21 protein-coding genes are annotated in these 23,241 nt (G+C 67.2%); 10 read left to right on the forward strand and 11 right to left on the reverse strand.

Going from position 1 to position 23,241, the window contains the following annotated elements; translation table 11 throughout:
• Window positions 1-19: 19 nt before the first annotated feature.
• The 3 genes from AC3WMR_RS07530 to AC3WMR_RS07540 all read left to right on the forward strand — a co-directional run bounded on the left by AC3WMR_RS07530 (window position 20) and on the right by AC3WMR_RS07540 (window position 4,514).
• On the forward strand, window positions 20-2,233 hold the full coding sequence (locus AC3WMR_RS07530; protein ID WP_492263423.1) for a rhodanese-like domain-containing protein: 2,214 nt from the start codon (window positions 20-22) through the stop codon (window positions 2,231-2,233).
• 90 nt (window positions 2,234-2,323) lie between these two features.
• The gene (locus tag AC3WMR_RS07535; RefSeq protein ID WP_492263424.1) at window positions 2,324-3,253 is read left to right on the forward strand and encodes a sulfurtransferase; all 930 of its coding nucleotides are present in this window, start codon (window positions 2,324-2,326) and stop codon (window positions 3,251-3,253) included.
• A gap of 55 nt (window positions 3,254-3,308) precedes the next feature.
• Entirely contained in the window at window positions 3,309-4,514 is a 1,206-nt protein-coding gene (locus AC3WMR_RS07540; RefSeq protein ID WP_492263425.1) for a YeeE/YedE family protein, read from the forward strand.
• A gap of 765 nt (window positions 4,515-5,279) precedes the next feature.
• On the opposite strand, the gene AC3WMR_RS07545 is transcribed toward AC3WMR_RS07540, so the two are convergent.
• Entirely contained in the window at window positions 5,280-6,194 is a 915-nt protein-coding gene (locus AC3WMR_RS07545) for a LysR family transcriptional regulator (RefSeq protein WP_492263426.1), read from the reverse strand.
• Between the two features lie 181 nt (window positions 6,195-6,375).
• Here AC3WMR_RS07545 and AC3WMR_RS07550 point away from each other — a divergent pair, with 181 nt between their 5' ends.
• Entirely contained in the window at window positions 6,376-7,074 is a 699-nt protein-coding gene (locus AC3WMR_RS07550; RefSeq protein WP_492263427.1) for a pirin family protein, read from the forward strand.
• A gap of 126 nt (window positions 7,075-7,200) precedes the next feature.
• Window positions 7,201-8,106 (forward strand): pirin family protein, encoded by a 906-nt coding sequence (locus AC3WMR_RS07555; protein WP_492263428.1) that lies wholly within the window; start codon window positions 7,201-7,203, stop codon window positions 8,104-8,106.
• Window positions 8,107-8,218: 112 nt separating this feature from the next.
• Here the strand turns inward: AC3WMR_RS07555 and prfH are convergent, their stop codons facing one another.
• Window positions 8,219-8,854, reverse strand: coding sequence for a peptide chain release factor H (prfH, locus tag AC3WMR_RS07560; protein ID WP_492263429.1), 636 nt, complete (start codon window positions 8,852-8,854; stop codon window positions 8,219-8,221).
• Window positions 8,854-9,990, reverse strand: a complete 1,137-nt coding sequence (locus AC3WMR_RS07565) for an RNA ligase RtcB family protein (RefSeq protein WP_492263430.1) — start codon at window positions 9,988-9,990, stop codon at window positions 8,854-8,856. Before AC3WMR_RS07565 ends, prfH begins: the two co-directional genes overlap by 1 nt.
• A 506-nt stretch (window positions 9,991-10,496) precedes the next feature.
• On the opposite strand from AC3WMR_RS07565, the gene AC3WMR_RS07570 reads away from it, so the two are divergent.
• Window positions 10,497-11,474 carry a Bug family tripartite tricarboxylate transporter substrate binding protein gene (locus AC3WMR_RS07570; RefSeq protein WP_492263431.1) on the forward strand — a complete coding sequence of 326 codons (978 nt, stop codon included), beginning with the start codon at window positions 10,497-10,499 and terminating at the stop codon, window positions 11,472-11,474.
• 63 nt (window positions 11,475-11,537) lie between these two features.
• Here AC3WMR_RS07570 and AC3WMR_RS07575 read toward each other — a convergent pair whose 3' ends face one another.
• The 3 genes from AC3WMR_RS07575 to AC3WMR_RS07585 all read right to left on the reverse strand — a co-directional run bounded on the left by AC3WMR_RS07575 (window position 11,538) and on the right by AC3WMR_RS07585 (window position 15,199).
• Window positions 11,538-12,314 (reverse strand): ABC transporter ATP-binding protein, encoded by a 777-nt coding sequence (locus AC3WMR_RS07575; protein WP_492263432.1) that lies wholly within the window; start codon window positions 12,312-12,314, stop codon window positions 11,538-11,540.
• Between the two features lie 5 nt (window positions 12,315-12,319).
• Window positions 12,320-13,990, reverse strand: coding sequence for an ABC transporter permease (locus AC3WMR_RS07580; RefSeq protein WP_492263433.1), 1,671 nt, complete (start codon window positions 13,988-13,990; stop codon window positions 12,320-12,322).
• Window positions 13,991-14,155: 165 nt separating this feature from the next.
• Window positions 14,156-15,199, reverse strand: coding sequence for a Fe(3+) ABC transporter substrate-binding protein (locus AC3WMR_RS07585; RefSeq protein WP_492263434.1), 1,044 nt, complete (start codon window positions 15,197-15,199; stop codon window positions 14,156-14,158).
• A gap of 341 nt (window positions 15,200-15,540) precedes the next feature.
• On the opposite strand from AC3WMR_RS07585, the gene AC3WMR_RS07590 reads away from it, so the two are divergent.
• A complete protein-coding gene (locus AC3WMR_RS07590) occupies window positions 15,541-16,317 on the forward strand; it encodes a ferredoxin--NADP reductase (protein ID WP_025140853.1) in 777 nt (258 codons plus the stop codon).
• Window positions 16,318-16,404: 87 nt separating this feature from the next.
• Here AC3WMR_RS07590 and AC3WMR_RS07595 read toward each other — a convergent pair whose 3' ends face one another.
• Together AC3WMR_RS07595 and AC3WMR_RS07600 are read right to left on the reverse strand one after the other, a co-directional pair.
• The gene (locus AC3WMR_RS07595; protein WP_492263435.1) at window positions 16,405-17,517 is read right to left on the reverse strand and encodes an NADH:flavin oxidoreductase; all 1,113 of its coding nucleotides are present in this window, start codon (window positions 17,515-17,517) and stop codon (window positions 16,405-16,407) included.
• A 1-nt stretch (window position 17,518) separates the two neighbouring features.
• Window positions 17,519-17,914, reverse strand: a complete 396-nt coding sequence (locus tag AC3WMR_RS07600) for a RidA family protein (RefSeq protein ID WP_492263436.1) — start codon at window positions 17,912-17,914, stop codon at window positions 17,519-17,521.
• Window positions 17,915-18,054: 140 nt separating this feature from the next.
• On the opposite strand from AC3WMR_RS07600, the gene AC3WMR_RS07605 reads away from it, so the two are divergent.
• Window positions 18,055-18,939, forward strand: a complete 885-nt coding sequence (locus AC3WMR_RS07605) for a LysR substrate-binding domain-containing protein (protein ID WP_492263437.1) — start codon at window positions 18,055-18,057, stop codon at window positions 18,937-18,939.
• Between the two features lie 5 nt (window positions 18,940-18,944).
• Here the strand turns inward: AC3WMR_RS07605 and AC3WMR_RS07610 are convergent, their stop codons facing one another.
• From AC3WMR_RS07610 to AC3WMR_RS07620, 3 genes are read right to left on the reverse strand one after another with little or no spacing between them, the layout of a single operon-like run.
• Window positions 18,945-19,907, reverse strand: coding sequence for a Bug family tripartite tricarboxylate transporter substrate binding protein (locus AC3WMR_RS07610; protein WP_492263438.1), 963 nt, complete (start codon window positions 19,905-19,907; stop codon window positions 18,945-18,947).
• 46 nt (window positions 19,908-19,953) lie between these two features.
• Entirely contained in the window at window positions 19,954-20,373 is a 420-nt protein-coding gene (locus tag AC3WMR_RS07615) for an AtuA-related protein (protein ID WP_492263439.1), read from the reverse strand.
• Window positions 20,370-21,728 carry an acyclic terpene utilization AtuA family protein gene (locus AC3WMR_RS07620; RefSeq protein ID WP_492263440.1) on the reverse strand — a complete coding sequence of 453 codons (1,359 nt, stop codon included), beginning with the start codon at window positions 21,726-21,728 and terminating at the stop codon, window positions 20,370-20,372. Before AC3WMR_RS07620 ends, AC3WMR_RS07615 begins: the two co-directional genes overlap by 4 nt.
• Window positions 21,729-21,852: 124 nt before the next feature.
• Between AC3WMR_RS07620 and AC3WMR_RS07625 the strand changes: the two genes are divergently transcribed.
• Window positions 21,853-22,761 carry a LysR family transcriptional regulator gene (locus AC3WMR_RS07625; RefSeq protein WP_492263441.1) on the forward strand — a complete coding sequence of 303 codons (909 nt, stop codon included), beginning with the start codon at window positions 21,853-21,855 and terminating at the stop codon, window positions 22,759-22,761.
• Window positions 22,762-22,849: 88 nt separating this feature from the next.
• A complete protein-coding gene (locus AC3WMR_RS07630) occupies window positions 22,850-23,236 on the forward strand; it encodes a Rid family detoxifying hydrolase (RefSeq protein ID WP_025140845.1) in 387 nt (128 codons plus the stop codon).
• The last annotated feature ends 5 nt before the right edge of the window (window positions 23,237-23,241 follow it).

Genomic DNA, 23,241 nt, shown 5'->3' on the forward strand with positions numbered 1-23,241 from the left:
AGGAATTCCGGGCCATCCCATGAGCACTTCTTTGCACGCGGCCACTGCCGCCACCTCGACGTCCCAAGACAGCGCGCGCGCCCAGGCCGTGCGCGACTTCATCGCCCAGGTCAAGGCCGTGGCGCCGGACCCGCGCCAGGCCACGCCCGACCAATTGGCCCGTGTCGCCACGTTGCTCGAAGCCCTGGGCCGCCGCCGCGAACTGTTTCCCGCCGACGCCTTCGCCGTGGTGCCGGGCCGTCCCACGTCGATCTACCGGCTCGCCGAAGACGTGGACGGCGGCTATGCGCTGTACCTGTCGCTGGGCGAAGCGGGCAAGGCCCAGCCGCCGCACGACCACACCACCTGGGCCATCATCGCCGGCGTATCCGGCAACGAACGCAACGAGGTCTATGCCCGCAGCGCCGGCACCGAACCGGGCCGCGACGTGCTGACCCACGTGCGCCGCGTGGACGTGGGCCCTGGCAATTCCATCGTGCTGGGCCCGAACGACGTGCACACCATCGAGCTGGTCGACGACGCGCCCGGCGCGCACCTGCACTTCTATGGCCTGGCGCTGGACCGCCTGCACGGCCGCGTGGTGTTCGAGAGCACCGCGGGCGGCGCGTACCGCACGTTTTCGCCGCCGGCCGCCATCTACCATGCACGCCTGTCGGCGGCGGGCCTGCAGGCCGAACTGCGCGGCGAAGCCGAAATCGCGGTGCTGGACGTGCGCGAGGCCGGCCGCTACGCCCGCCGCCACCTGCTGTACGCCGTGCCTGCGCCGTTGTGGCGCCTGGAAGTGCTGGCCGATCGTCTGGTGCCGCGCCGCGACACCCGCGTCGTGCTGGTCGACGACGACGAAACCCTGGCGCACCAGGCCGCCGCCAAGCTGACGCGGCTGGGCTGGACCGACATCTCGGTGCTGGCCGGCGGCACCGATGCCTGGGAAAAAGAAGGGCGCGAACTGTTCTCGGGCACCAACGTGCCCAGCAAGGCGTTCGGCGAAGTCATCGAACACGAGAAGCACACGCCGTGGATCGACGTCGATGAACTGCATGAACGCGTGGCCCGCGGCGACGACATCGTGGTGGTCGACAGCCGCACGCCCGAGGAATTCCACAACTTCACGCTGCCGTTCTCGCACAGCCTGCCGGGCGCCGAACTGGTGTATCGCATCCGCGAACTGGCGCCGGACCCCAAGACCTTCGTGGTGGTGAACTGTGCCGGCCGCACGCGCAGCATCGTCGGCGCGCAGACGCTGATCGACGCCGGCATTCCCAACCGCGTGGCCTCGCTGCGCAACGGCACCATGGAATGGCTGCTGTCCGGCCGCGAGCTGGCCTATGGCCGCCAGGCGGCGTTGCCGGAACCGTCGGCCGACAGCATCGCCGCCGCCCGCGAGCAGGCCCGCGACGTGGCGCAGCGTGCCGGCATCGGCTACATCGACGCGGCCACGCTGCAAGCCTTCGAGGCCGAACAAGCGTCGCGCACGCTGTACAAGTTCGACGTGCGCACGCGCGAAGAGTATGAAACGGGCCACCTGCCGGGCTGGCGCTGGGCGCCCGGCGGCCAGCTGGTGCAGGCCACCGACGAATACCTGGCCACGCGCCGTGCGCGCGTGGTGCTGGTGGACTGGGACGGCGTGCGGGCGCAGACCACCGGCGCCTGGCTGGCGCAACTGGGCGCGGTCGAGGTCTACCTGTACCAGCCGCCGGCCCTGGCTGCATTGGAACGCGGTGCGGAACCGCGCCGCGTGCTGCGCCACCGGCCCGACGCGCCGGCCCTGCGCGCCCAGGCGCTGCAAGCCGCGCTCGATGCGGGCGAGGTCGACGTCTTCGACGTCGAATCGCGCCTGGCCTACGAACGCGGCCACGTGCCCGGCGCCCGCTACGCCACACCCGACCGCCTGCAGGAATTCCTGCCGACCGACACGCAGCGCGCCATCGTGCTGACGTCGCCCGATGGCGTGCTGGCCAGCGTGGTCGCGGCCGACCTCGCCTGGCGCACCGGCCGGCCGGTGCGTTACCTGCTGGGCGGCACCCGCGCCTGGCAGGCCCAGGGCCTGGCGCTGGGCAAGGGCGCCGACGGCGTGCTGACGGGGGACGACGACCAGAGCATCAGCCCCTACCTGTTCGACGACCTGTCGGCGCGCGACCAGGGCTTTCGCGATTACCTGGACTGGGAACTGGGCCTGGTGGCGCAACTGGAACGCGACGGCAGCGCAGACATCCGGCTGATTGCATCCCAGTAATCAGGTTATGCCTACAAAGTTGTTCCTGACTGTAAGCTGAACACATATTCTCCGGATTCCCAGGCCTGTTCGCGCCTGCTTCCGGAGAACATGATGTCCCTATCCAAACTGCTGGCGGGCGCCTTCGCCGCGCTGGCCAGCCTGCTGGCGTTTCCCGCCACGGCGCAGCACGCCAAGTTCCTGGTCACCACCGAGTGGCTGGAAAAGAACCTGAACGACCCCAAGGTGCGCGTGGTCGAAGTCAGCGTCAACCCCGGCCTGTTCGAGCGCGGCCACATTCCCGGCGCCAGCAACGTGAACTGGCACACCGACCTGGTCGACACCGTCAACCGCGATATCGCCCCGCCCAAGCAGTTCCAGGGGCTGCTGGAACGCACCGGCATCAACACCGACACGACCACCGTGCTGTACGGCGACAACAACAACTGGTTCGCCGCCTGGGGCGCCTGGATCTTCGACATCTACGGCATCGACAACGTCAAGATCCTGGACGGCGGCCGCAAGAAGTGGGAAGCCGAAGGCCGCCCGCTCTCGACCAGCGCCAAGACCCAGGCCGCCGGCAACGTCCGCATCAAGGACGCCAACCCCGCGCTGCGCGCCCACTTGCAGGACGTGCTGGCCGTGGCCCGCAAGGACAAGCAGGGTGTGCTGGTGGACATCCGCTCGGCTGACGAATACAACGGCAAGATCTTCGCGCCCAACGGCGTGCCCGAACTGGCGGTACGCGCCGGCCACGTGCCTGGCGCCGTGAACGTCACCTGGAGCAAGCTGGTCGCCGAAGACGGCACCTTCAAGTCCGCCGACGAACTGCGCGCCATCTACCAGGCCGTGGGGGTGGACGGCAGCAAGCCCATCATCACCTACTGCCGCATCGGCGAACGCTCCAGCCATTCCTGGTTCGCGCTGCGCAAGCTGCTGGGCTACGACGTACGCAACTACGACGGCTCGTGGACGGAATACGGCAACAGCGTCGGCTCGCCGATCAGCAATCCGTCCGGCACGGTATGGGGCAAGACGTAAGGTGAGCGTTCCGGGATACTCCGCGCCGCTGGAGACGGCGGCGCCGCATGATGCCGTGCCCTCGACCCATGCAGCCCTGCGCTACACGGCCGCCGCCACGCTGTTGGCGGCGGTGTTTCTCGCCGCCTGGCAACTCGCACCGCTGCCCGATGGTGGCCGCAACCTGTCCTTGTCGCTCCTGCTGGGCGCAGCGTTCGGCATCGTCCTGCAACGCTCGCGCTTCTGCTTCTACTGCATCGCCCGCGACGCCATCGAACGCCGCGACCCACGCGGCGCCTACGCGGTACTGATCGCGCTGGCGGTCGGCACGCTGGGCTACCACGCCGTATTCGGCGCGTTCCTGCCGCTGCCGGGCCCCGGGCGTCTGCCGCCCGGCGCCCACATCGGTCCGATCAGTCTGGCGCTGGTCGCCGGCGCCTTCACGTTCGGCATCGGCATGCGAATCTCAGGCTCGTGCATCAGCGCCCATTTCTATCGCCTGGGCGAGGGCGCACTGGCATCACCATTCGCGCTGCTGGGCGCAGCCGTGGGCTTCATGCTGGGTTTCGCCACCTGGAACACGCTGTACCTGGCGATGATCCAGGAAGCGCCGGTCATCTGGCTGCCCCGCCATCTGGGATACGGCGGCACGGCGCTGCTGCAATGCGCGGCGCTGGCGATAGTGGCGTTGATGTTGAGCCAGCTGGGGAACCGAGGTGCAAGTTCGGCTATCGGCAGCGGCTCGCCCCCGGCCGTCCCCGCAAATAATGCGTCTGCTCCACTATGGCGCAGCGTGCTGGAACAACGCTGGTCTCCCGTCACGGGCGGCCTGCTGGTGGCCTTCATCGGCGTGATTGCCTACCTGCGCATCGCACCGCTAGGCGTGACAGCGGAACTTGGCAGCGTGGCGCGCACCACGGCATCCGCCGCCGGTTGGCTGCCTTCCCGGCTCGAAGGCCTGGATACCTTCGCCGGTTGCGCCACGGCAATTAAGCAAGCCCTGCTATCAAACAACGGCGCATTCGTATTGGCTCTGATCATCGGTGCATGGGCATCCGCGTTGGCGGCCGGCGCATTTCGGCCGAAGTTGCCTGGTTGGCGAGAGGTGGCGCGTAACTTTACCGGTGGCGTCTTGATGGGGTGGGGCGGCATGACAGCATTGGGGTGTACGGTCGGGACATTGCTGTCGGGGGTGATGGCGGGTGCGCTGTCAGGTTGGATCTTCGGTGTGGCGTGCTTGGCGGGCATCTGGGTGGCGTTGAAGTTGCGGCCCACTCGGTGATGATTTGTCGCGGGTCATCGTGAATCGTGGCGTTATCTCTTCGTAGGTCGCCCCTCGCGGCGGCGGCATGCGCAAGGTGGTTCATCTGTGCTTCGGCGTGCTCAAGACGCGGCAACCTTATAGGCCTGATTACGCTTTTTCTACTTGACGGCCAAGACGGTATCTACGGATTCCCTCGGGCGCATCGAGGTTGCCCGCCCCGCATGCCTCCGCCGCGAGGGGCTACGTGCGTCTTGGTTTGTCGCGCTGCTAGACCCGTGGTCAGGGTATGAGATCCACAGGGCCGCCAAGCCGCGGCCGCGCGGGCGGTCACGTTTGGCATTGCGGCGTTGGAAAGTGTGGCAGGGACGCTGCGCGCTTGTGGAGAAGAGAGAAAGACGAGTCGCGGCGTTTGCTCGCCACCACCACTGGCAAGAGCACTTTTCTTGGCCAGCGCGCAGCGTCATTGTCACGACGCCCAACCACCGCGTAAGTCAGGCGGGGCCGCCCGCGCGGCCCCAACTGACGGGCCCCGCAAGTCTCGCCGCATTAAGCCACCGTAGCAGCGCCTCAAACCCGCCGATATGTAGCTCGGGGCGCAGGGCATGTGTGGGGCGGGCAACCTCGATGCGCCCGAGGGAATCGGAAGGGAGCCGAAGGCGGACGACGATGACGACGGGGCAGTCCGGAGCGAAGGCTCCGGACCGCAATCGTGGGCGCCCGCCCCACACATGCCCTGCGCCCCGAGCGGCCCAAGAACGAACCTCGAAGCCAGCCAAGAGCCATCTACCCCAACCCCAACAACCCCTCACACAGCCGCGGCGACTTCATCTTCTGCAGCCACCACTTCAACGCCTCGCCAGGCGCCTCGGCCCGCCATGCATACGCCACGTGTTCCGTCAGCGACATGCCTTCGTCCGTTTCGCACACCACCAGCACCCCTTGTGACAGGTAAGGCGCCGCGAGCGTCAGGGGAAGATACCCGCACCCCAGCCCGCGAATCTGCGCGTCGATCTTTGCCTGCATCGTCGGCATCACCAGCGTCGGTTGTTCCGCCAGGATGCCGCGCGACTGTGGCGGCAGATTGCGTGACGTGTCGGCGACGACGACCGCGCAGTAGCGCGTGATGTCCGCGCGGCTCAGCGGTTGCGGGGCCGAGGCCAGCGGGTGGTGCGCCGCCACGCAGAACGCGAACTGGGCCTGGCCCATTGCTTGGGATCGATACGGGCCGGTCGGTTCGCCCGCCGCGCCGGCCCCGATCACCAGGTCTGCGCGGCCTGACGTCAGTGCGTCCCAGTTGCCGCTCAGCACTTCTGTTGAAAAGCGCAGCGTCGTTGCCGTCTCCAGCGCCTGGAATTCCTCGATCAGGTCGTACAGCGGGCGCCAGGGCAGCACCGCGCTCACCGCGATGCGCAGCTCCACCTCCCAACCTGTGGCGATACGTTTGACCCGGCAGGCCAGGTCGTCCAGCGATTGCAGCACGTGGCGGCCGTCCTTCAGCAGCGTTTCGCCGGCCGGCGTCAGCAGCGCCCGGTGGCCCGAGCGGTCGAACAGCAGGACGTCCAGCCCGTCTTCCAGCTTGCGGATCGAATAGGTCACCGCCGACGGCACCTTGCCCAGCTCGCGCGCCGCCTTCGCGAAACTGCCGTGGCGAGCGATCGCGTCCACCAGCACCAGGAGTTCGGGGGTAATCGCTTGCATCAGGGGGCTCCGGCTAATCGTTCAAATAAATTGAATGGTTCCGTCAAATCATAGCGTCAACTACCCGGGTAGGTACAGGCACAATTCTATTCATGCCGGTTCAGCAGCCAAGCCAGATGCAACGACAGATCGATGCCAGCGGCTGCAAGACCATTCACTTAATTGCAACAGGGAGTCCACGATGCTTACCATTCGCCGCAGCGCCGAGCGAGGCCATGCCAACCACGGGTGGCTCGATTCGTTCCATACTTTTTCCTTCGCCAACTACTACGACCCCAGCCACATGGGCTTTGGCGCGCTGCGTGTCATCAACGACGATCGCATCGCCGCCGGCCGCGGTTTCGGGACGCATGGCCATCGCGACATGGAAATCATCACCTACGTGCTGGATGGCGCCATCGCCCACAAGGACAGCATGGGCAGCGGCTCCACCATCCAGCCCGGCAACGTCCAGCGCATGAGCGCCGGCCGGGGAGTCATGCACTCGGAATTCAACCCGCGTGCCGACCAGGAAACCCATCTGCTGCAGATCTGGATCGAGCCTGACGTCACCGGCATTGCGCCGGAATATGAAGAAAAGGCTTTTTCCGACGAGCAAAAGCGCGGTCGCCTGCAAGCCCTGGTGTCGGGCGATGGCATCGATGGATCGATGAAGATCCATCAGAACGTGCGCCTGTACGCCGGTCTGTTCGATGGCGATGAGTCCGCCACGCTCGACCTGGCTCCGGGCCGCCGTGCCTGGGTTCATGTGGCTCGTGGCAGCGTCGTTGCCAACGGCATCGAGCTGGCGGCTGGCGATGCCGTCGCCATTACCGATGAAACCCGTGTCGCGCTGTCCGGCGGCAAGGATGCCGAAGTGCTTGTGTTCGACTTGGCGTAAAGCCGGCGGTCGGGCGGATTGCCGAGATCCGCCCGGCCTTGTTTTCGCAATGCCGCGCCGGTGGTTCAGCAAAGAACCGGCCGGGCTTAAGATGGCCCCAAGGGCCACCCTACAGGAGCGTATTCCATGTCCACCTTGTCCCAACCCGGCGAAAGCCAGATCGAAACCGTGGTGGTGCCGCGCACCAGCGACCTGGGCGGCTTCGAAGTCCGCCGCGCGCTGCCCTCGGCGCAGCGCCGCACCGTCGGCCCCTTTGTTTTCCTGGACCATATGGGGCCCGTGGAATTCAACGCCGGGTCCGGCATCGACGTGCGGCCGCATCCGCACATCGGCCTGTCCACCGTCACCTATCTGTATGAAGGGTCCATGGTGCACCGCGATGGCGCCGGCAATACGCAGACCATTTTGCCCGGCGAAGTGAACTGGATGACCGCCGGCCGGGGCATCGTGCATTCTGAACGTTCCTCGCCTGAAAGCCGCCAGGCCGCGCAGCGCCTCTGTGGCCTGCAGATCTGGGTCGGCCTGCCCCAAGAACACGAAGAGACCGATCCCGGCTTTACTCATTACGGCCTGGATGCCCAGCCCGTGATCGAAGGCGAGGGCGTGCGCGCCCAGGTCGTGGCGGGCTCGCTGTTTGGCAAGACCTCGTCGGTCAAGACGCATTCGCCGCTGTTCTATGGCGACCTGCAATTGCAGGCCGGCGCCGTGACCGTGCTGCCGGCCGAACATGAAGAACGCGCGGCCTACCTGGCCACGGGTTCCGTGGAAGTCGACGGGCAGGTGTTCGAAAGCGGTCGCCTGATCGTCTTTGCGCCGGGCCGTCCGGTGCAGATCCGCGCCCGTACCGACGCGCGCTTTGCCGTCCTGGGCGGCGAGCCGCTGGAGGGGCCGCGCTTCATCTGGTGGAACTTCGTGTCCAGCAGCAAAGACCGCATCGAACAGGCCAAAGAGGAATGGCAGCGCAACCGCTTTGGCCAGACGGTGCCGGGCGACGAGACCGAGTTCATTCCGCTGCCCGCGCCGCGCGCGTGATGCCAACGCTCGCCGACGGTGCGTTCACGGCGGTGATGTCGCCGCCGGTTGGCACGGACGGCAAACGGGCCTGCATCCCCAGCGTGACTGGCGGATGCAGGCCCGTTTCGTTCTACGCCTGTGCCGGGCGCGTTTTCATCAACACGAAGTTTTCTCCTTTGAAGACACGCCGGGGGCCGCCGCGTTCCACCTGGTGGTGAAACTGGCGGCGTTCGGCCCGCCGGGCCGCTTGCAGGGCCTCGGCGTGGTTCGCCAGCCGGTGGGCGATCAACAACGTGGCAATGCGTTTATTGGCATGCTGGCTGCGTTCGGTCTGCACCTTGACGGTGATGCCCGTGGCGACATGGGTGGCGCGCACGGCCGACTCGGTCTTGTTGACGTGCTGGCCGCCCGGCCCGGACGAACGCGTGGTTTCGAAGCGGATCTCGCTGGATAGCTGACTTGTCGGCATCTCGCAGCGCCAGGCGCCGATGAACCAGTTCTTGCGGGCGTGGCCGGGGCGGTAGGGGCTGGCGCAGATCCATTGGATCGAACCTTCCCAATCGGCCGCCAGTCCGTCCGCGCCCGCGCCGTCCAGGCTCAGCAGCACCGAGCGGTACGTGCCCGCCCTGGCGCCGGCTTCGGATTCCAGCACGTCAACATCGATGCCTCGGCCACGCGCTTCGCGCAGCAGGCAGGCCAGCGCACGGGCGACCGCCAGGCAGCATTCGTCAGGCCCGTGGGCCGCGGAAAGTTGCAGCAGTTCCATCAGCAGCATCCTCCGCGCGTCTTGTAGGTCAGTACGGGACGCAACCTGGCCAGCACCGTCACCAGGCCCGCTCGTTGCAGGCTGTCGATGATGCTGTCCACGGGCTTGTAGGCCTCGGGCGCTTCTTCGTAGATCAGCTGCCTGTCCTGGCAGATGACGTGGCTGCCCAGCTTGGTGCGGCCCAGTTGCGCCGGGGTGTAGCGCTTGAACAGGCGGTCCTTGCACTCGCTGCGCATCCACTTGCGGCCGGCGCCGTGCGCCAGCGAATACAGGCTGGCTTCGCCGGGAATCGGCGCCACCAGGTAGCTGAAGTCGCCGCGCGACCCCGGAATGACGACCAGCCCGGCATCCGATGGCGTGGCGCCTTTGCGATGCAGCCAGCCGGATTCGCCCTGGATCACCGACGGCGTCACCAGGTTGTGGTGCACGTCCAGCACCTGTTCGCCCTTGGCACCCAGGCGGTCCAGCATGCGGCGCGCGATCAGTTGCCGGTTGGCTTCGGCGTAGCGCAATGCGCCGTCGTGCCGGGCCAGGTAGGCCGTGCAGTCTGCGCTGCCTTGCGCCAGGCCGGCATGCCCATGCCGATGGATGTGGTCTTGCAGAATGGCGCCGCCCAATCCACGCGAGCCGCTGTGCACCAGCAGTACCAGCCGTTTGGCGTCCAGCTGCAAGGCCGCGACGGCCTCGGGGTCGTGGATCTCGTCGATGCGTTGCAGTTCGGCAAAGTGATTGCCGCCGCCGATGGTGCCCAGCGCCTGCCGATAGCCCACGTCAGCGGGCGCCAGTTCGGACGCGAGCGCTTGCCAGCGGTCGTCCAGCGGGGCATCCAGGTTGCCCAGCTTTCTTTCCAGCCTGTCGGGCGCGGCTTTCCGGGCGTCGACGTCGGTCGACCACAGCGCCATGCCGCAGCCGATGTCGCCGCCGATCAGGGCGGGGTACAGGCGGCCAATGGAAAAGAATGCCGCGCCCACCGGGTAGCCCCGGCCGGGATGCAGGTCAGGCATGCCTGCCACGCGGCGCATGCCGGCAAGTTCAGCGGTGGTGTGTAGTTGTTGGATCGCGTTGCCTTCGATCCAGGTCTCGTCCGAGGCGATCAACGTGACGCGCTCGGACAAGGTTTGAATGCAATTGCCCATGGTATTTCCAGATCAGATCATCCGGGGCTCCCTGGGCCGCGCGTCCTGCAAAGCGCAGGCGTGCGGATACCGCGCTCGGGCAGGCGATGGCCGTGCGGGGGCGAGGCGTATGGGAGACCCTGTGTGGCAGGTCCGGGCCAAGGCAATGCGAATGGATTGCTATGCGAAAGTTGCCTGTCGGATTGACGGGCGGGGCTGCATGCGCGGGTGGCATGCAGTGGCGACAGCAAGAAGAATTCGAACGGACTAGACGCGGCCTGCAGCGTGGGAAGTTTGTTGTTGCATCGTGTTTTGCATGATTTTTTTCCTCCTGTGCAGTTCGGTAGTGTGAGGGCGCGGGCCCCAAGAGAGCGCCACTCTATCATCGATTGCCGCGAGGTGACGCATCAGCATGGGCAAAGCGCCGTCAATCTGGCTGCAGGCGTATGAATTGCGCCACAGTCGTGCCAAGCGCGCGGCAGTATGATGCGCATCCCTGACTTGATAACAATAGGGATGGAGACATCATGCAACGCATTACCCTGAACGTCCTGCGTACCGTGGCCGCGCTGGCGCTGGTCCATGGCGCCGCCGCCGCGCAGGCGGCCGGCTATCCGGCCAAGCCCATCACCTTCATCGTGCCCTACACGGCGGGCGGCACCACCGACCTGGTGGCGCGCACCGCGGGCCAGAAGGTGGCCGAGAAACTCGGCCAGCCCGTCATCGTCGAAAACCGCCCCGGCGCGGGCGGCAACATCGGCATGGACGCCGTGGCCAAGGCCGCGCCCGATGGCTACACGATCGGCTTCGGCGCCATCTCGACCAACGCGCTCAACCCCTTCGTCTATCCGTCGATGCCGTTCGACCCCACCAAGGACTTCACCGGCGTCAGCATGCTGGGCGCGTCCACGGTCGTGCTGGAAACCGGTCCGGCCTTGAAGGTCGACAGCGTCAAGGACCTGGTGGCCTATGCCAAGCAGCATCCGGGCACCGCGTTCGGCACGCCGGGCACCGGCACGTCCATGCACCTGGCGGGCGTGATGTTCGATCAGCTGACGGGCGCCGGCATGCAGCACATTCCGTACAAAGGCAGCGCGCAGGGCCTGAACGACCTGTTGGGCGGCCATCTGCCGGTAATGTTCGACAACCTGCCGGCGTCCTTGCCGCACATCAAGGCGGGCAAGGTCCACGCCCTGGCGGTGACCGGCAGCAAGCGTGCGCCCGCGCTGCCCGATGTGCCGACGCTGGCCGAACTGGGCTACGGCGCGGCCGTGGTGGACCCATGGTTCGCGGTGTATGGCCCGGCCAGGATGCCGGCAGACGTGACGGCGGCGCTCAGCGCCGCGTTCCGCGAAGCGCTGGCGATGCCGGATGTGAAGGACAAGCTGGAACAGGCCGGCTTCATGCCGTACGGTTCGACGCCCGAGGAAGTCGAACGCCTGACGCGCAGCCAGTACGAGGCCTTCAAGGCCTTGTCGCAAAAGGTGAAGCTGTCGGCTGATTGATGCAGCGGCAGGGCGGTGGGCGGCGCGCGTCGCCGCCCACATGGCCGGTCACGTGCGGACCGGCTAGCGGCCCCGCGCGAACACCTGTTCGCGCTGTTCGGCCAGCGTTTCGCGGCGGATGAAATCGCGCACGAAGTCGTCGGTCGGGTGGTGGTGCAGGTTGTAGGGCGTATCCCACTGCGCGATGCGCCCGGCCGCCATCACGCCGATGCGGTCGGCGATGGCGAAGGCCTCGGCCTGGTTGTGTGTCACCAGGATGGCCGTGTGGCCCGTGGTTTTCAGGATTTCGCGCACTTCGAACGCCAGGCGTTCGCGCGTGTCCACGTCCAGGTTGGAAAACGGTTCGTCCAGCAGCAGCAGGTCGGGCGAGGGCGCCAGGGCCCGCGCCAGCGCCACGCGTTGCTGTTGGCCGCCGGAGATCTCGTGCGGATAGCTGTTGGCCGCGTGCGCCAGGCCGACCAGCGTCAGCATTTCCTCGACGCGGCGGGTGCGTTCGGTGCGTTCCAGGCGGCGCAGGCCGAAGGCCACGTTCTCGGCCACCGACAGGTGGGGAAACAGCGCGTAGTCCTGGAACATCATGCCGACGCGGCGCTTTTCCGGGGCGACCTGTTCGGTGGGCGACGAGATGACCGTGCCGTCCAGCAGGATGCGGCCGGCGCGCACCGGCTCGAAGCCGGCGATGGCGCGCAGCACCGTGGTCTTGCCGCAGCCGGATTCCCCCAGCAGGCAGCCGATGTGGCCGGCGGGCAGGCCCAGGGTCAGGTCCTGCACCACGGGGCGCAGGCCCTTGGGGGTGTCGTAGGCCAGCGAGAGATGGTCGAGTTCAAGCAGATCGGGCACGGTGGTCAATGTCCCATTTTCAGATTGGTGCGCGCCAGCAGGATCACGGGTAGCAGGCCGGCCAGCACGATGGCCAGCGCCGCGACGGCGCCTTCTTCGTACGTGCCGCGGGCCGCTTCGGCATAGAGCCAGGTGGCGAGTGTGTCGAAATTCATGGGCCGCAAGAGCAACGTGGCCGGCAGTTCTTTCATGGCGTCCACGAACACCAGCAGCGCGCTGGCGGCCAGGGCCGGGCGCAGCAGCGGCAGGTGAACCCGGCGCAGCGTGCCGGCCGAGGTCTCGCCCAGCAACCGCGAGGCTTGTTCCAGCGACGGCGGCACGCGGGCCAGGCCCGCTTCCAGCGCGCCGGTGGAAATGGCCAGGAAGCGGATGGCGTAGGCGCATACCAGCGCGGCCATCGACCCCATCAGGAACAGGCCCGTGCCGCCGAAGACCTTGGCCACCGCGGTGTCGATCCAGACGAAAGGCGTGAGCAGGCCGATGGCCAGTACGGTGCCCGGCACCGCGTAACCCAGGCTGGCAATGCGGGCGCAGGCGCGGCCAGGGTTGAAGCTGGCGCTTTCGCGCAGCGTGCGGCCGGCCCAGGCCACGATCAGGCCGCAGACCAGCGTGACGATCGTGGCGCTGAAGGCGACGATGAGGGTGTTGCTCAAGCCGTTGAGCAACTGGTTCGAGACGCCGCCCACCAGGTGCAGGCGCTTGTAGGTTTCCACCACCAGGTACAGGGCCGGCGCGACAAAGCCGATCAGCACCGGAATCCAGCCCAGCACGGCGGCCAGGGCCGCGGCCGGTCCGCGCAGCCGGCGCGGCTGCATGGGCCGCATGCGTTGCGTATTGGCGTAGCGCTGGCGTTTGCGGCCATGGCGTTCCAGCAGGATCAGGCCGATCACGATGGCCAGCATGGTCAGCGCGATCTGCGCGGCGCCCGCCAGGTCGGACCGCGTGACCCAGGTGGTGTAGACCGACACGGTCAGCGTCTGCACGCCCAGGAATTCCGAGGCGCCGATGTCGTTCAGCGTTTCCAGCAGCGCCAGGCTGACGCCCACCACGATGGCCGGCCGCGCCAGCGGCAGCGCCACCCGGAAGAACACGCCGTAGCGGCCGGCGCCGAGCGTACGGGCGGCCTCCAGCAGGCTGGCCGCCTGCGTCATGAACATGACGCGGGTGCTGAGATACACGTAGGGATACAGCACGAAGCCCAGCACGAAGATCGCGCCGTAGATCGAGCGCAGGTCCGGCAGCCGGAACTGGCGCGGGCTGTCGTAGCCCAGCAGGGCGCGGATGGCGGTCTGGATCGGGCCGATCGGGTGCAGCAGGTCCAGGTAGGCGAAGGCGATGATGTAGGTCGGCACCGCCAGCGGCAGTAACAGCGCCCAGGTCAGCGCGCGCCGCGTCGGGAATTCGTAGGCGGTCACCAGCCAGGCGGAGCCCGTGCCCAGCAGGGTCACCAGCACGCCCACGCCGGCCAGCAGCATGGCCGTGTTGGCCAGGGCCTGGGGCAGCACATAGTTGGCCAGGTGTTGCCAGTGCGACAGGTCGCCGCCCAGCGCCCACCACACCAGCGTCAGCACGGGCGCCAGCACGGCCAGGGCGATCAGGACCGCGCCAGCCAACCAGCCGGCGCCGCGTTCAGCCCAGCGCAATCGCAGCGGCCGGGGCAGGGAATCGGTATGCATGCTTCAGAAAGGGTGCTGCTTCAAGAATGCTGCGGACAGGACGCCGCGCGGGGCGGCGCCTGTAGCGTCAAGGCCTGCCGCCGCCCAATCCGGCGCGAATCCGGGTTTGGGCGAGGGCAGGCCTGAAGGCAGAAAGGCGGCGCCGAGGCGCCGCCGTGCCGTGTCTTAGTTGTCGAAACCGACCTTGTCCACCAGTTCGCTGGCTTGCTTGCGGTGCTTGGCGATCTCGGTCAGGGGCAGGGGATCGACCTTCAGTTCGCCGAAGCTGGCGATGACGGGGTCGAGCTTGACGCCCTTGCGCACCGGGTATTCATAGTTGGCCTGGGCGTACAGCGCCTGCGCGGGTTCGGACACCAGGAAGTCCAGCAGCTTGACCGCGTTGGCCTTGTTGGGCGCATTGACCGCCACGGCGGCGCCGCTGACGTTCACGTGGGTACCGCCGCTCTTGCTGTTGGCGAACGTCGGGCGGATCACCTTGATGGCGTCGCCCCACTTGCGGGCGTCGGTGCCGGCTTCGGCGTTCTTCATGTGACCGACGTAGTAGGCGTTGGCCAGGCCGATGTCGCAGATGCCGCCCAGGATGTCGCGGGCCACGTCGCGGTCGCCGCCAGCGGCCTTGCGGGCCAGATTAGCCTTGACGCCGCGCAGCCATTTTTCGGTGGCTTCGGCGCCATCATGGGCGATCATCGAGGCCACCATGGCGGTGTTGTAGGGATGCTGGCCCGAGCGGATGCAGACCTTGCCCTTCCATTTGGGATCGGCCAGGTCTTCGTAGCGGAAGCTTTCCAGCTTCAGGTCTTTTTCGACATACAGCACGCGGTCGCGCAGCGACAGGGCGAACCACTTGCCGTCAGCGCCGCGCAGGTTGGCGGGAATGACCGATTCCAGCGTCTGCGACTTGACCGATTGGGTCACGCCCCCGTCCACCAGATCGAGCAGGTTGCCGATGTCCACGGTCATCAGCACGTCGGCGGGCGACTTGGCGCCTTCGGCCTTCACGCGCTCGAGCAGGCCGTCTTTCACGAAGACGGTGTTGACCTTGATGCCGCTTTCCTTGGTGAAGGCGTCCAGCAGCGGTTGGATCAGCTTGGGTTCACGCGTGGTGTACAGGCTGACTTCCTCGGCGGCGTGGGCCGGGACGGCGAACGCGGCGGCGCCGGCCAGGGCCAGGGTGCGCAGCAGCGTTTTCAATTGGGGACGCATAGACATGAAAGGAACTCCGGCAAGGGCTGCAGCGGTCAAAGCCTGGGCGGACCGGGCCAGGCCGCTGCTCAAAACGGTCTGCTAACGAAAATTATTATCAAGTGAGAACCGGACAATAACAGGAAGTTTTAAGGCGTTCAACTATTCGTAAGCCTTGCATTCCGGCCCTTGATCCCCATCAATACGGCATAAGGGTATTACGGAATAATGAGAGCAATTATCATCGAGACCCTGTAGAATAGGGTCAACCCTAATACCGGCCGCGTCTTTTGTGCGGCGCGGTCTGACCACGCGGTGCAAGTCGGGTTCGATGGCCTGCTCCTTGTTCCGCTCCTAATAGATACGACATGGCTGCTTTCAACACCGAGCGCGTGCTTAGCGTGCACCACTGGAACGACACCCTGTTTTCCTTTACCACCACGCGTGACGCGGCCTTGCGGTTCCACAACGGCCACTTCGTCATGATCGGCCTGGAAGTCGAAGGCAAGCCCCTGCTGCGGGCCTACAGCATCGCCAGCGCCAACTACGAAGAAAACCTCGAATTCCTCAGCATCAAGGTGCAGAACGGTCCGCTGACCTCGCGCCTGCAGCACCTGAAGGAAGGCGACACCATCCTGGTCAGCCGCAAGCCGGTGGGCACCCTGGTGGTCGACGACCTCAAGCCGGGCAAGCACCTGTTCCTGTTTGGCACGGGTACGGGCCTGGCGCCTTTCATGAGCATCATCAAAGACCCCGACGTCTACGAACGCTTCGACAAGGTCATCCTGGTGCACGGGGTGCGCTGGGTCAGCGAGCTGGCCTACGCCGACTTCATCGAAAAAGAACTGCCCAACAACGAGTTCTTCGGCGACGTGGTGCGCGACAAGCTGGTCTACTACCCGACCGTCACGCGCGAGCCGTTCCGCAACCAGGGCCGCATCACCGAGCTGATGGAAAACGGCAAGCTGTGCGCCGACATCGGCATTCCCCAGATCAACCCCGAAACTGATCGCGCCATGATCTGCGGTAGCCCGCATATGCTGGCCGACATCAGCGCCATGCTGGACAAGCGCGGTTTCGTGGTGTCCCCGGGCGTGGGCCAGCCGGGCGACTACGTGGTCGAACGCGCCTTCGTCGAAAAGTAAGCCGCGGCGGCGTTTGCCGTGGCAATGAAAAGGCGCAGCCCGGGCTGCGCCTTTTGCATTTCAGCGACGCCGCCCACCCAACTGGCGTCACGCCGGGGTGCGCGGGCCGCTACGCCATCTTTCAGCATTGGCCAGGTCGGCAATGGGCGAGAGCAGGGCGCGATCGAACGCTTCCAGGACCAGGCCGTTGCGAAGGCGATGCGGCCAGTCGGCATGGGCTAGTGCCCCGCGGCCCAGCGACACCAGGTCGGCCTCGCCGCGTTCGACCATCCCCACGGCTTCGCTGGGGGTGTGCAAGGCGCCGTTGGCGATCACCGGCACGGTGCCGTGTCGCCGGGCCAGCGCGGCAAGGCTGGGGCCCGCGCCAAAGGCCGGCTGCCAGGCTTCGAATTCCGTCGTATGCAGGTAGTCGATGCCTGCGGCCGACAGCGTCTTGAAGATGACTGCCGCCTCGGGCTCGCCGCCTGCCCATTTGTGGGCGAAGTCGTTGACCTTGCCTTGCGAAACGCGATAGCCCACCGTGAAATCGGGGCCGACGGCGTGACGCACGGCCTGGATCGTCTGGACGCCCAGGCGCAGGCGGTGCGCGAGCCCGCCGCCGTAGGCATCGTTGCGTTGGTTGGTGTAGTCCGTCAGGAACTGGTCGAGCAGGTAGCCGTTCGCGCCGTGCAGTTCCACGCCATCGAAGCCGGCCGCCTTTGCCCTGAGCGCCGCGCGGGCAAAGGCGGCCACCGCGTCGTTCACTTCCGCCAGCGACAGCGCTTCAGGCAGCCGGTAGGCGCCTGCCCCACGATAGAAGCTCATCTGCATGCCTTTGGGCTGCACCGCTGACGGGCCTTTGGCGTTCGGTCGATGGGGATTGCCTTGCGAGATGGCGCCGGCATGCATGAGTTGGGCAATGACGCGGCCGCCGTTCGCCTGCACGCGATCCACGACGGGGCGCCATGCATCGCGCTGCGCATCGTCGGCCAGGCCGGGCTGGAAGAGATAGCCCTGGGCGTAGGCCTGGTCGGTGTAGATGCCCTCGGTGATGACCAGGCCGAACCCGCCGGCGGCGAAATCACCGTAGTACTCCGCCATCCGGCCGGTGGCCCGGCCGTCGGCCAAGGCGCTGACCCGCGTCATCGGTGCGACGGCCAGGCGGTTCGCCAGCCGCAGCGCACCGATCGCAACCGGGTCGTAAAGCGTCGATGTGGCCATCTCAACGGCCCTCGGCGTTGGGCGCGACTGCGATCGCTTCGATTTCGATCATCGCATCGGGCGTGTAAAGCGCGCGAATCTCGGCGATGGTGTCGGCCGGGTAGGGCGCCGCGAAGAATTCGCGACGCAGCGTCACGACATCATCGAAGTGGCCCATGTCGGTCACGAAAATGGTGACCTTGACCACATCCTTCAGGCTGGCGCCGCCGGCTTGTAGCGCCCGGCGCAGGTTCGCAAAGGCCTGCCGCCCCTGTGCCAGGAAGCCGCCCTGGACGATCTTGCCGTTCTCGCCCGCGCCGGCCTGGCCCGAGATGAACAGCCAGCCATTGGCCTTGATGCCTTGCGACAGCAGGAAGGGTTCGTAGGGGTCGGGCTGGGTGATGACGCGTTCGATCATGATTAGTTTCTCTCATTTATGAGGTCCACCGACAATGGCGGGTAGAGAGAAGATAAAGGTGTGGAATCCGCCCGACAAAGGTTCATTTATCAAGTGTCAGATGAGATAATTTCACTCATATAACCACCGGACCCCGCCGCATGCACCGACGATTCCTGCCCCTTTCAGCGCTTCGCGCGTTCGAGGCCGCGGCCCGCCTGGGCAGTTTCAAGGCGGCCGCCGAAGAGCTCGCGGTCACGCCCACGGCCGTCAGCCATCAGATTCGAGGGCTTGAACAACAGGTCGGCGCAGCCCTCTTTACCCGGCAGGTCCGGCGCGTCGCGCTCACCGATGCGGGCACGCGCCTGTACCCGGTGCTGCGCGATGGCTTCGACGCCTTCCAGGCCGCGCTGGAACGGCTGACCGAAGCCCGGCACCGGCCCCAGGTGGTCATTTCGGCGACCAACGCGTTCACGGCGAAATGGCTCTTGCCGAGGATGGGGGCGTTTCGCCGCGACCTGGCGGGTATCGACCTGCAAGTCCAGGCCTCGGACGAGATCGTCGACCTGCGTTCGACGGCAGTCGACATCGCCATCCGCTACGGCCGCGGGCCGTATCCCGGCCTGACCGTCGAGCCGCTATTCACAGACCGCTTTGCCCCCGTTGCCAACCCGCGGCTGGGCGTGCGCACTGTCCAAGACCTGGCTCGGTGGCCGCTGATCTACTTCGAATGGCGGCGGCAGCATCCGCTCAATCCCACCTGGGGGCGCTGGTTTGCCGAAGCCGGGCGGCCCGAGGCATCGCCCGCGGGCGAGTTGCGGTTCTCGGATGAAGGGCATGCCATTCAAGCGGCCGTCGCGGGAGAAGGCATCGCCTTGGTCAGCCAGGCGCTGGTCGCCCAGGAATTGGCGGCGGGCCAGCTCCATCAGCCCTTCGGGCCGAGCATCGACGGGCACACGTATCACGTTGCCATCAGCGCCGAGCGAGTATTGTCGCAAGGCGCGCGCGCCGTGCTGGAATGGCTGAAGGCGCAGGCGGCGGCCTGACGCGCTTATTCCGGCTGGATGCCGGCCTTCTTGATGATGTCGCCCCACTTCTTCGATTCGGCCAACTGGAACTGCGCCAGTTCGTCCGGGGTGGACGAGGCCGGATCGGTGCCGGTCTGGGCATAGAACTGCTTGGCCGGCGCGCTTTGGGTGGCCTTGACCAGCAGCTCGTTCAGCTGCTTGACCACCTCGGGCGGCGTGCCGGCCGGCGCGTAGGCGGCGAACCAGTAGCCCATTTCGTAGCCCGGCACGCCGGATTCAGCGATGGTGGGCACGTCCGGGGCCAGCGGCGAACGCGTCAGGCCCGTGACGCCCAGCGCCCGCAGCTTGCCCGACTTGACCTGCGGCAGGCCGGTGGCGGTGTCGGTGATCATCATGTCGATCTGCCCACCCAGCAGGTCGGTCACGGCCAGCGGGTTGCTCTTGTAGGGCACGTGCAGCAGTTGCACGCCCGCCATCTGTTGCAGCAGTTCGCCCGCGATGCGGCTGCTGGAACTGCCGCTGCCGAAACTCAGCTTGCCCGGCGATTGGCGCGCCTGCGCCAGGAAGTCGCCCACCGTCTGGGCGGGCGAGCCGGGGTTGACCACCATGATCTGGCCGCCCTTGCCCAATAGCGAGATCGGGGCGTAGTCCTTGACGGGGTGATAGGTCAGCGTCTTGTACAGATGCTCGTTGGCGGCGTGTGTGGTGTTGGTGGTGATCAGCACCGTGTAGCCGTCGGGCGCGGCGCGGGCCGCGGTGGCCGCGCCGATCATGGCGCTGGCGCCGGGCTTGTTCTCGATGACCACCGCCTGGCCGGTCTGCTCGGTGACGCCCTGGCCGATGGCGCGGCCGATCTGGTCGGTGGCGCTGCCGGCGGCAAACGGCACGATGAAGGTGATGGGCTTGGCCGGAAAATTCTGGGCCAGGGCGGTCAGCGGCAGGGCTGCCAGCAGCAGGGCCAGTCGGCTCTTGAGGGGAATGCGCATGGTGTTGTCTCCTGGGTGTGTTTTTTTATGGGGTGGGGCGTAAGGGTCAGGCGGGGGCTGGGCGGTCGCCCGGGATGTCGGGCAGCAGGTCGGCCAGCGCGGGGCTGACCAGGACCGTCATGTCCAGCAAGCGGAAAGACAGGCTCTTGCCGTGGGCGTCCAGGTTCAGGGCGTCGTTGACGCCGCCGTCCAGCACGCCTTCCAGCACGAAGTTCATCGCGTGCAGGGTGGGCAAGAGGTAACGGGTGACGCGCACCGGGTGGCGGTAGGCAAACCAGGCGGCCACGCGGGCCTCGGTCACCTGCTCGGCCAGCACGGCGTAGCCCTCGGGGTCCCAGGCGATGAGGCTCAGATTGGAGATGTCGCCTTTGTCGCCGGAGCGGCTGTGGCCCAGGCGGTACAGGGGTACGGCCACGGGGGATTCGGCTTGGGGCGCGGCCGCCCCGGATGCGGTGGCAGGGTTCATTGCGCGATTTCTTCCAGGAAGCGCCAGCCGCTGTGCACGGCGTCGCGGGGGATGGTGCAGGACACCATGTTCAGGCGCGGGCGCAGCGCGGTGCGCACGCCGCCGCCGCCGGCCGGGCCGCAGGTGTACAGCGCGGTCACTTCGCGCAGCACGCGTTCGGCCACCGCGCGGTCGGCATGTTCGCCGGCCATGCGCAGGCGCACGTCGCGGCCATGGCCGTCGGCTTGCGCGCCGCGCAACGCGCCGGCGTCATCGTCCAGGATGCTGATGGCGCCGATCAGGTCGGCGCGCAGACGCAGGGCCGATCCCAGGCGCTTTTGCACGATGTCGGCGGCCAGCCGGGCGCGCGCTTCGGCCTGCACGCCTGCATAGGAAATCTCGGCCTCGGCCAGCCAGCCGCCGTGATAGCAGACGTTGACCTTCAATTCGTCGGGCCGCGCATGGCCGGTGATGCCACGCACGGCCACGCGGTTGCCGCCCAGGTCCTGCACCTGGGCCTGGGACAGGTCGGCCACGACGTCGGGCGTCAGGTAGCGGGCCGGGTCATGCACTTCGTACAGCAGCTGTTCCTTGACCGTGCGCGCATCCACCGCGCCGCCGGTGGCGTCCGCCTTGCCGATGACGAATTCGCCGTCGGCCTGGATCTCGGCGATGGGAAAGCCCGCCGCGTGCACGTCGGGCACCTCCTTTAAGCCCGGCACGCAGAAGTAGCCGCCGGTGACCTGCAGGCCGCATTCCAGCATGTGGCCGGCCATGGTGGCACGGCCCAGGCGCGGCCAGTCGGCCAGGTCCCAACCGAAGTGGGCCAACGCCGGGCCCAGCGTCAAGGACGGGTCGGCTACCCGGCCGGCCACGACAATCTGCGCGCCCGCGGCCAGGGCCTGGGCGATCTCGGTGGCGCCCAGATAGGCGGTGGCGCTGACCACGTCGACGCCGTCCAGCGCAGCACCCAGCCGCTGGCGCAGCAGGTCGCGCTGCGCGGGCGATTCCAGGGCGTCGCCGTGGATCACGGCGATACGCGGGGCGGGCAGGCCTTGGCGGGCGGCCAGTTCGGCGATGCGGCGTGCGGCGGCCACGGGATTGGCAGCCCCGAAGTTGCTGACGATGTTGATGTCATGGCGCAGGCAGTCGGCCAGCACGGGGGCGACCAGGTCGTCCAGCAGCGGCTCGTAGCCGCGCTGCGGGTCCTGGTTGCGGGCCAGTTGGGCCAGCGCCAGCGTGCGCTCGGCCAGCGTTTCGAAGATCAGCGTGCCGCCGCCCCGGGCGGCCAGCGTGCGCACCACGGCGGCGGCGCCGTCGCTGCGGTCGCCGGAAAAGCCCGAAGCGCAGCCGATGAGCAGGGGATTGGAAGGCATATTGGGTCCAGGCAAGGCGCGGCGGGCAGGCAAGCTCGACGTGCAGGGAAAACCGGACCCCACTATAGGCAGCGCTCGATCATCAGTAAAATAGAAATATCGGATCAATTCATAAATAAAAGCCATGAATCTGTCTGCCCGCCAATTGCGCGCGTTCGTGGCCCTGGCCGACGAAAAGCACTTCACCCGCGCCGCCCAGCGCTGCCACCTGACCCAGCCGGCCTTCAGCGCCCTGATCCGGCAGCTGGAAGACAGCGCCGGCTTGCGCCTGTTCGACCGCAACACCCGCAACGTGGAACTGACGGCAGAAGGGCGGGTGCTGGACGCGTCGGCGCGGCGCCTGCTGGCCGACATGGACCTGGTCATGGAAGACCTGCGCGACCACGCCGCTCGGCGCCGCGGTCGCGTGGCGCTGGCCGCCTTGCCGTCGCTGGCGGCGGGCTGGCTGCCGCAACTGCTGGCGCAGTTTCGGGCGCAGCATCCCGGCATTGCCGTGGACCTGCGCGATGCCTTGCTCGACCCGTGCCTGGACATGGTGCGCGACGGCCAGGTGGATTTCGCGGTGGCCTCGCGACGCCCGGACATGAGCGACCTGGACAGCGAATTCCTGCACGCCGACCGCTACTTCCTGGTGTGCCGCGCCGATCACCCGCTGGCCGGGGCGGCCCGGGTGCGGCTGCGCGATATTGCCAAACATCCGGTGATCCAGCTGGCGCGCGGCAGCAGCGTGCGCAAGCACCTGGACGCCGCCTTCGGTGCGGACGCACCGCCGCCGGTGTTCGAGGTCGAGCACCTGGCCACCGTCACGGGGCTGGTGCGAGCCGGCCTGGGCGTGGCGGTGGTGCCGGCGATGACCCTGTTCCATTTCGGCGGCGCAGACCTCTCTGTCGTGCCGCTCGCGGGCAAGGCGCTGTTGCGTCCGCTTTATCTGGTGTGGCGCCAGGGTCGCAGCCTGCCGCTCGCCGCGCAGGCGCTCTATGACTTGCTGTGGGCCAGTCGCGCGGACATCGGCGGCGCACCGAAGGTTGGGTAAGATGGAAGGTTCCGGGGTTTCGCAAAACCCTATTGCCGATTAAAATCCGATAGTTGTAGCTTCTATCCGTCACCCAAGGATTCCGCCCATGAGCAAGCAAATCATCCATACCGACGCCGCGCCCGCCGCCGTCGGCCCTTACTCGCAAGCGGTTGCCGCAACCGGCACCAAGACTGTGTACCTGTCGGGCCAGATTGGCCTTGAGCCCGGCACGGGCGACCTGGTCTCCGAGAACTTCGACGCCCAGGTGCGCCAGGCGTTCGCCAACATGGAAGCCGTGGTGGCCGCTGCCGGCGGCACGCTGAACGACGTGGTCAAGCTGACCCTGTTCCTGACCGACCTGGGCAAGTTCACCGCCGCCAACGCCATCATGGCCGAGCTGATTCCGCAGCCGTTCCCGGCGCGCTCGACCGTCGGCGTGGCCAGCCTGCCCAAGGGCGCGCAGTTCGAGGTCGAAGCGATCCTGGTCCTGTAAGGCCA

The organism is Achromobacter sp. FW305-C-28 (genome assembly GCF_058783235.1).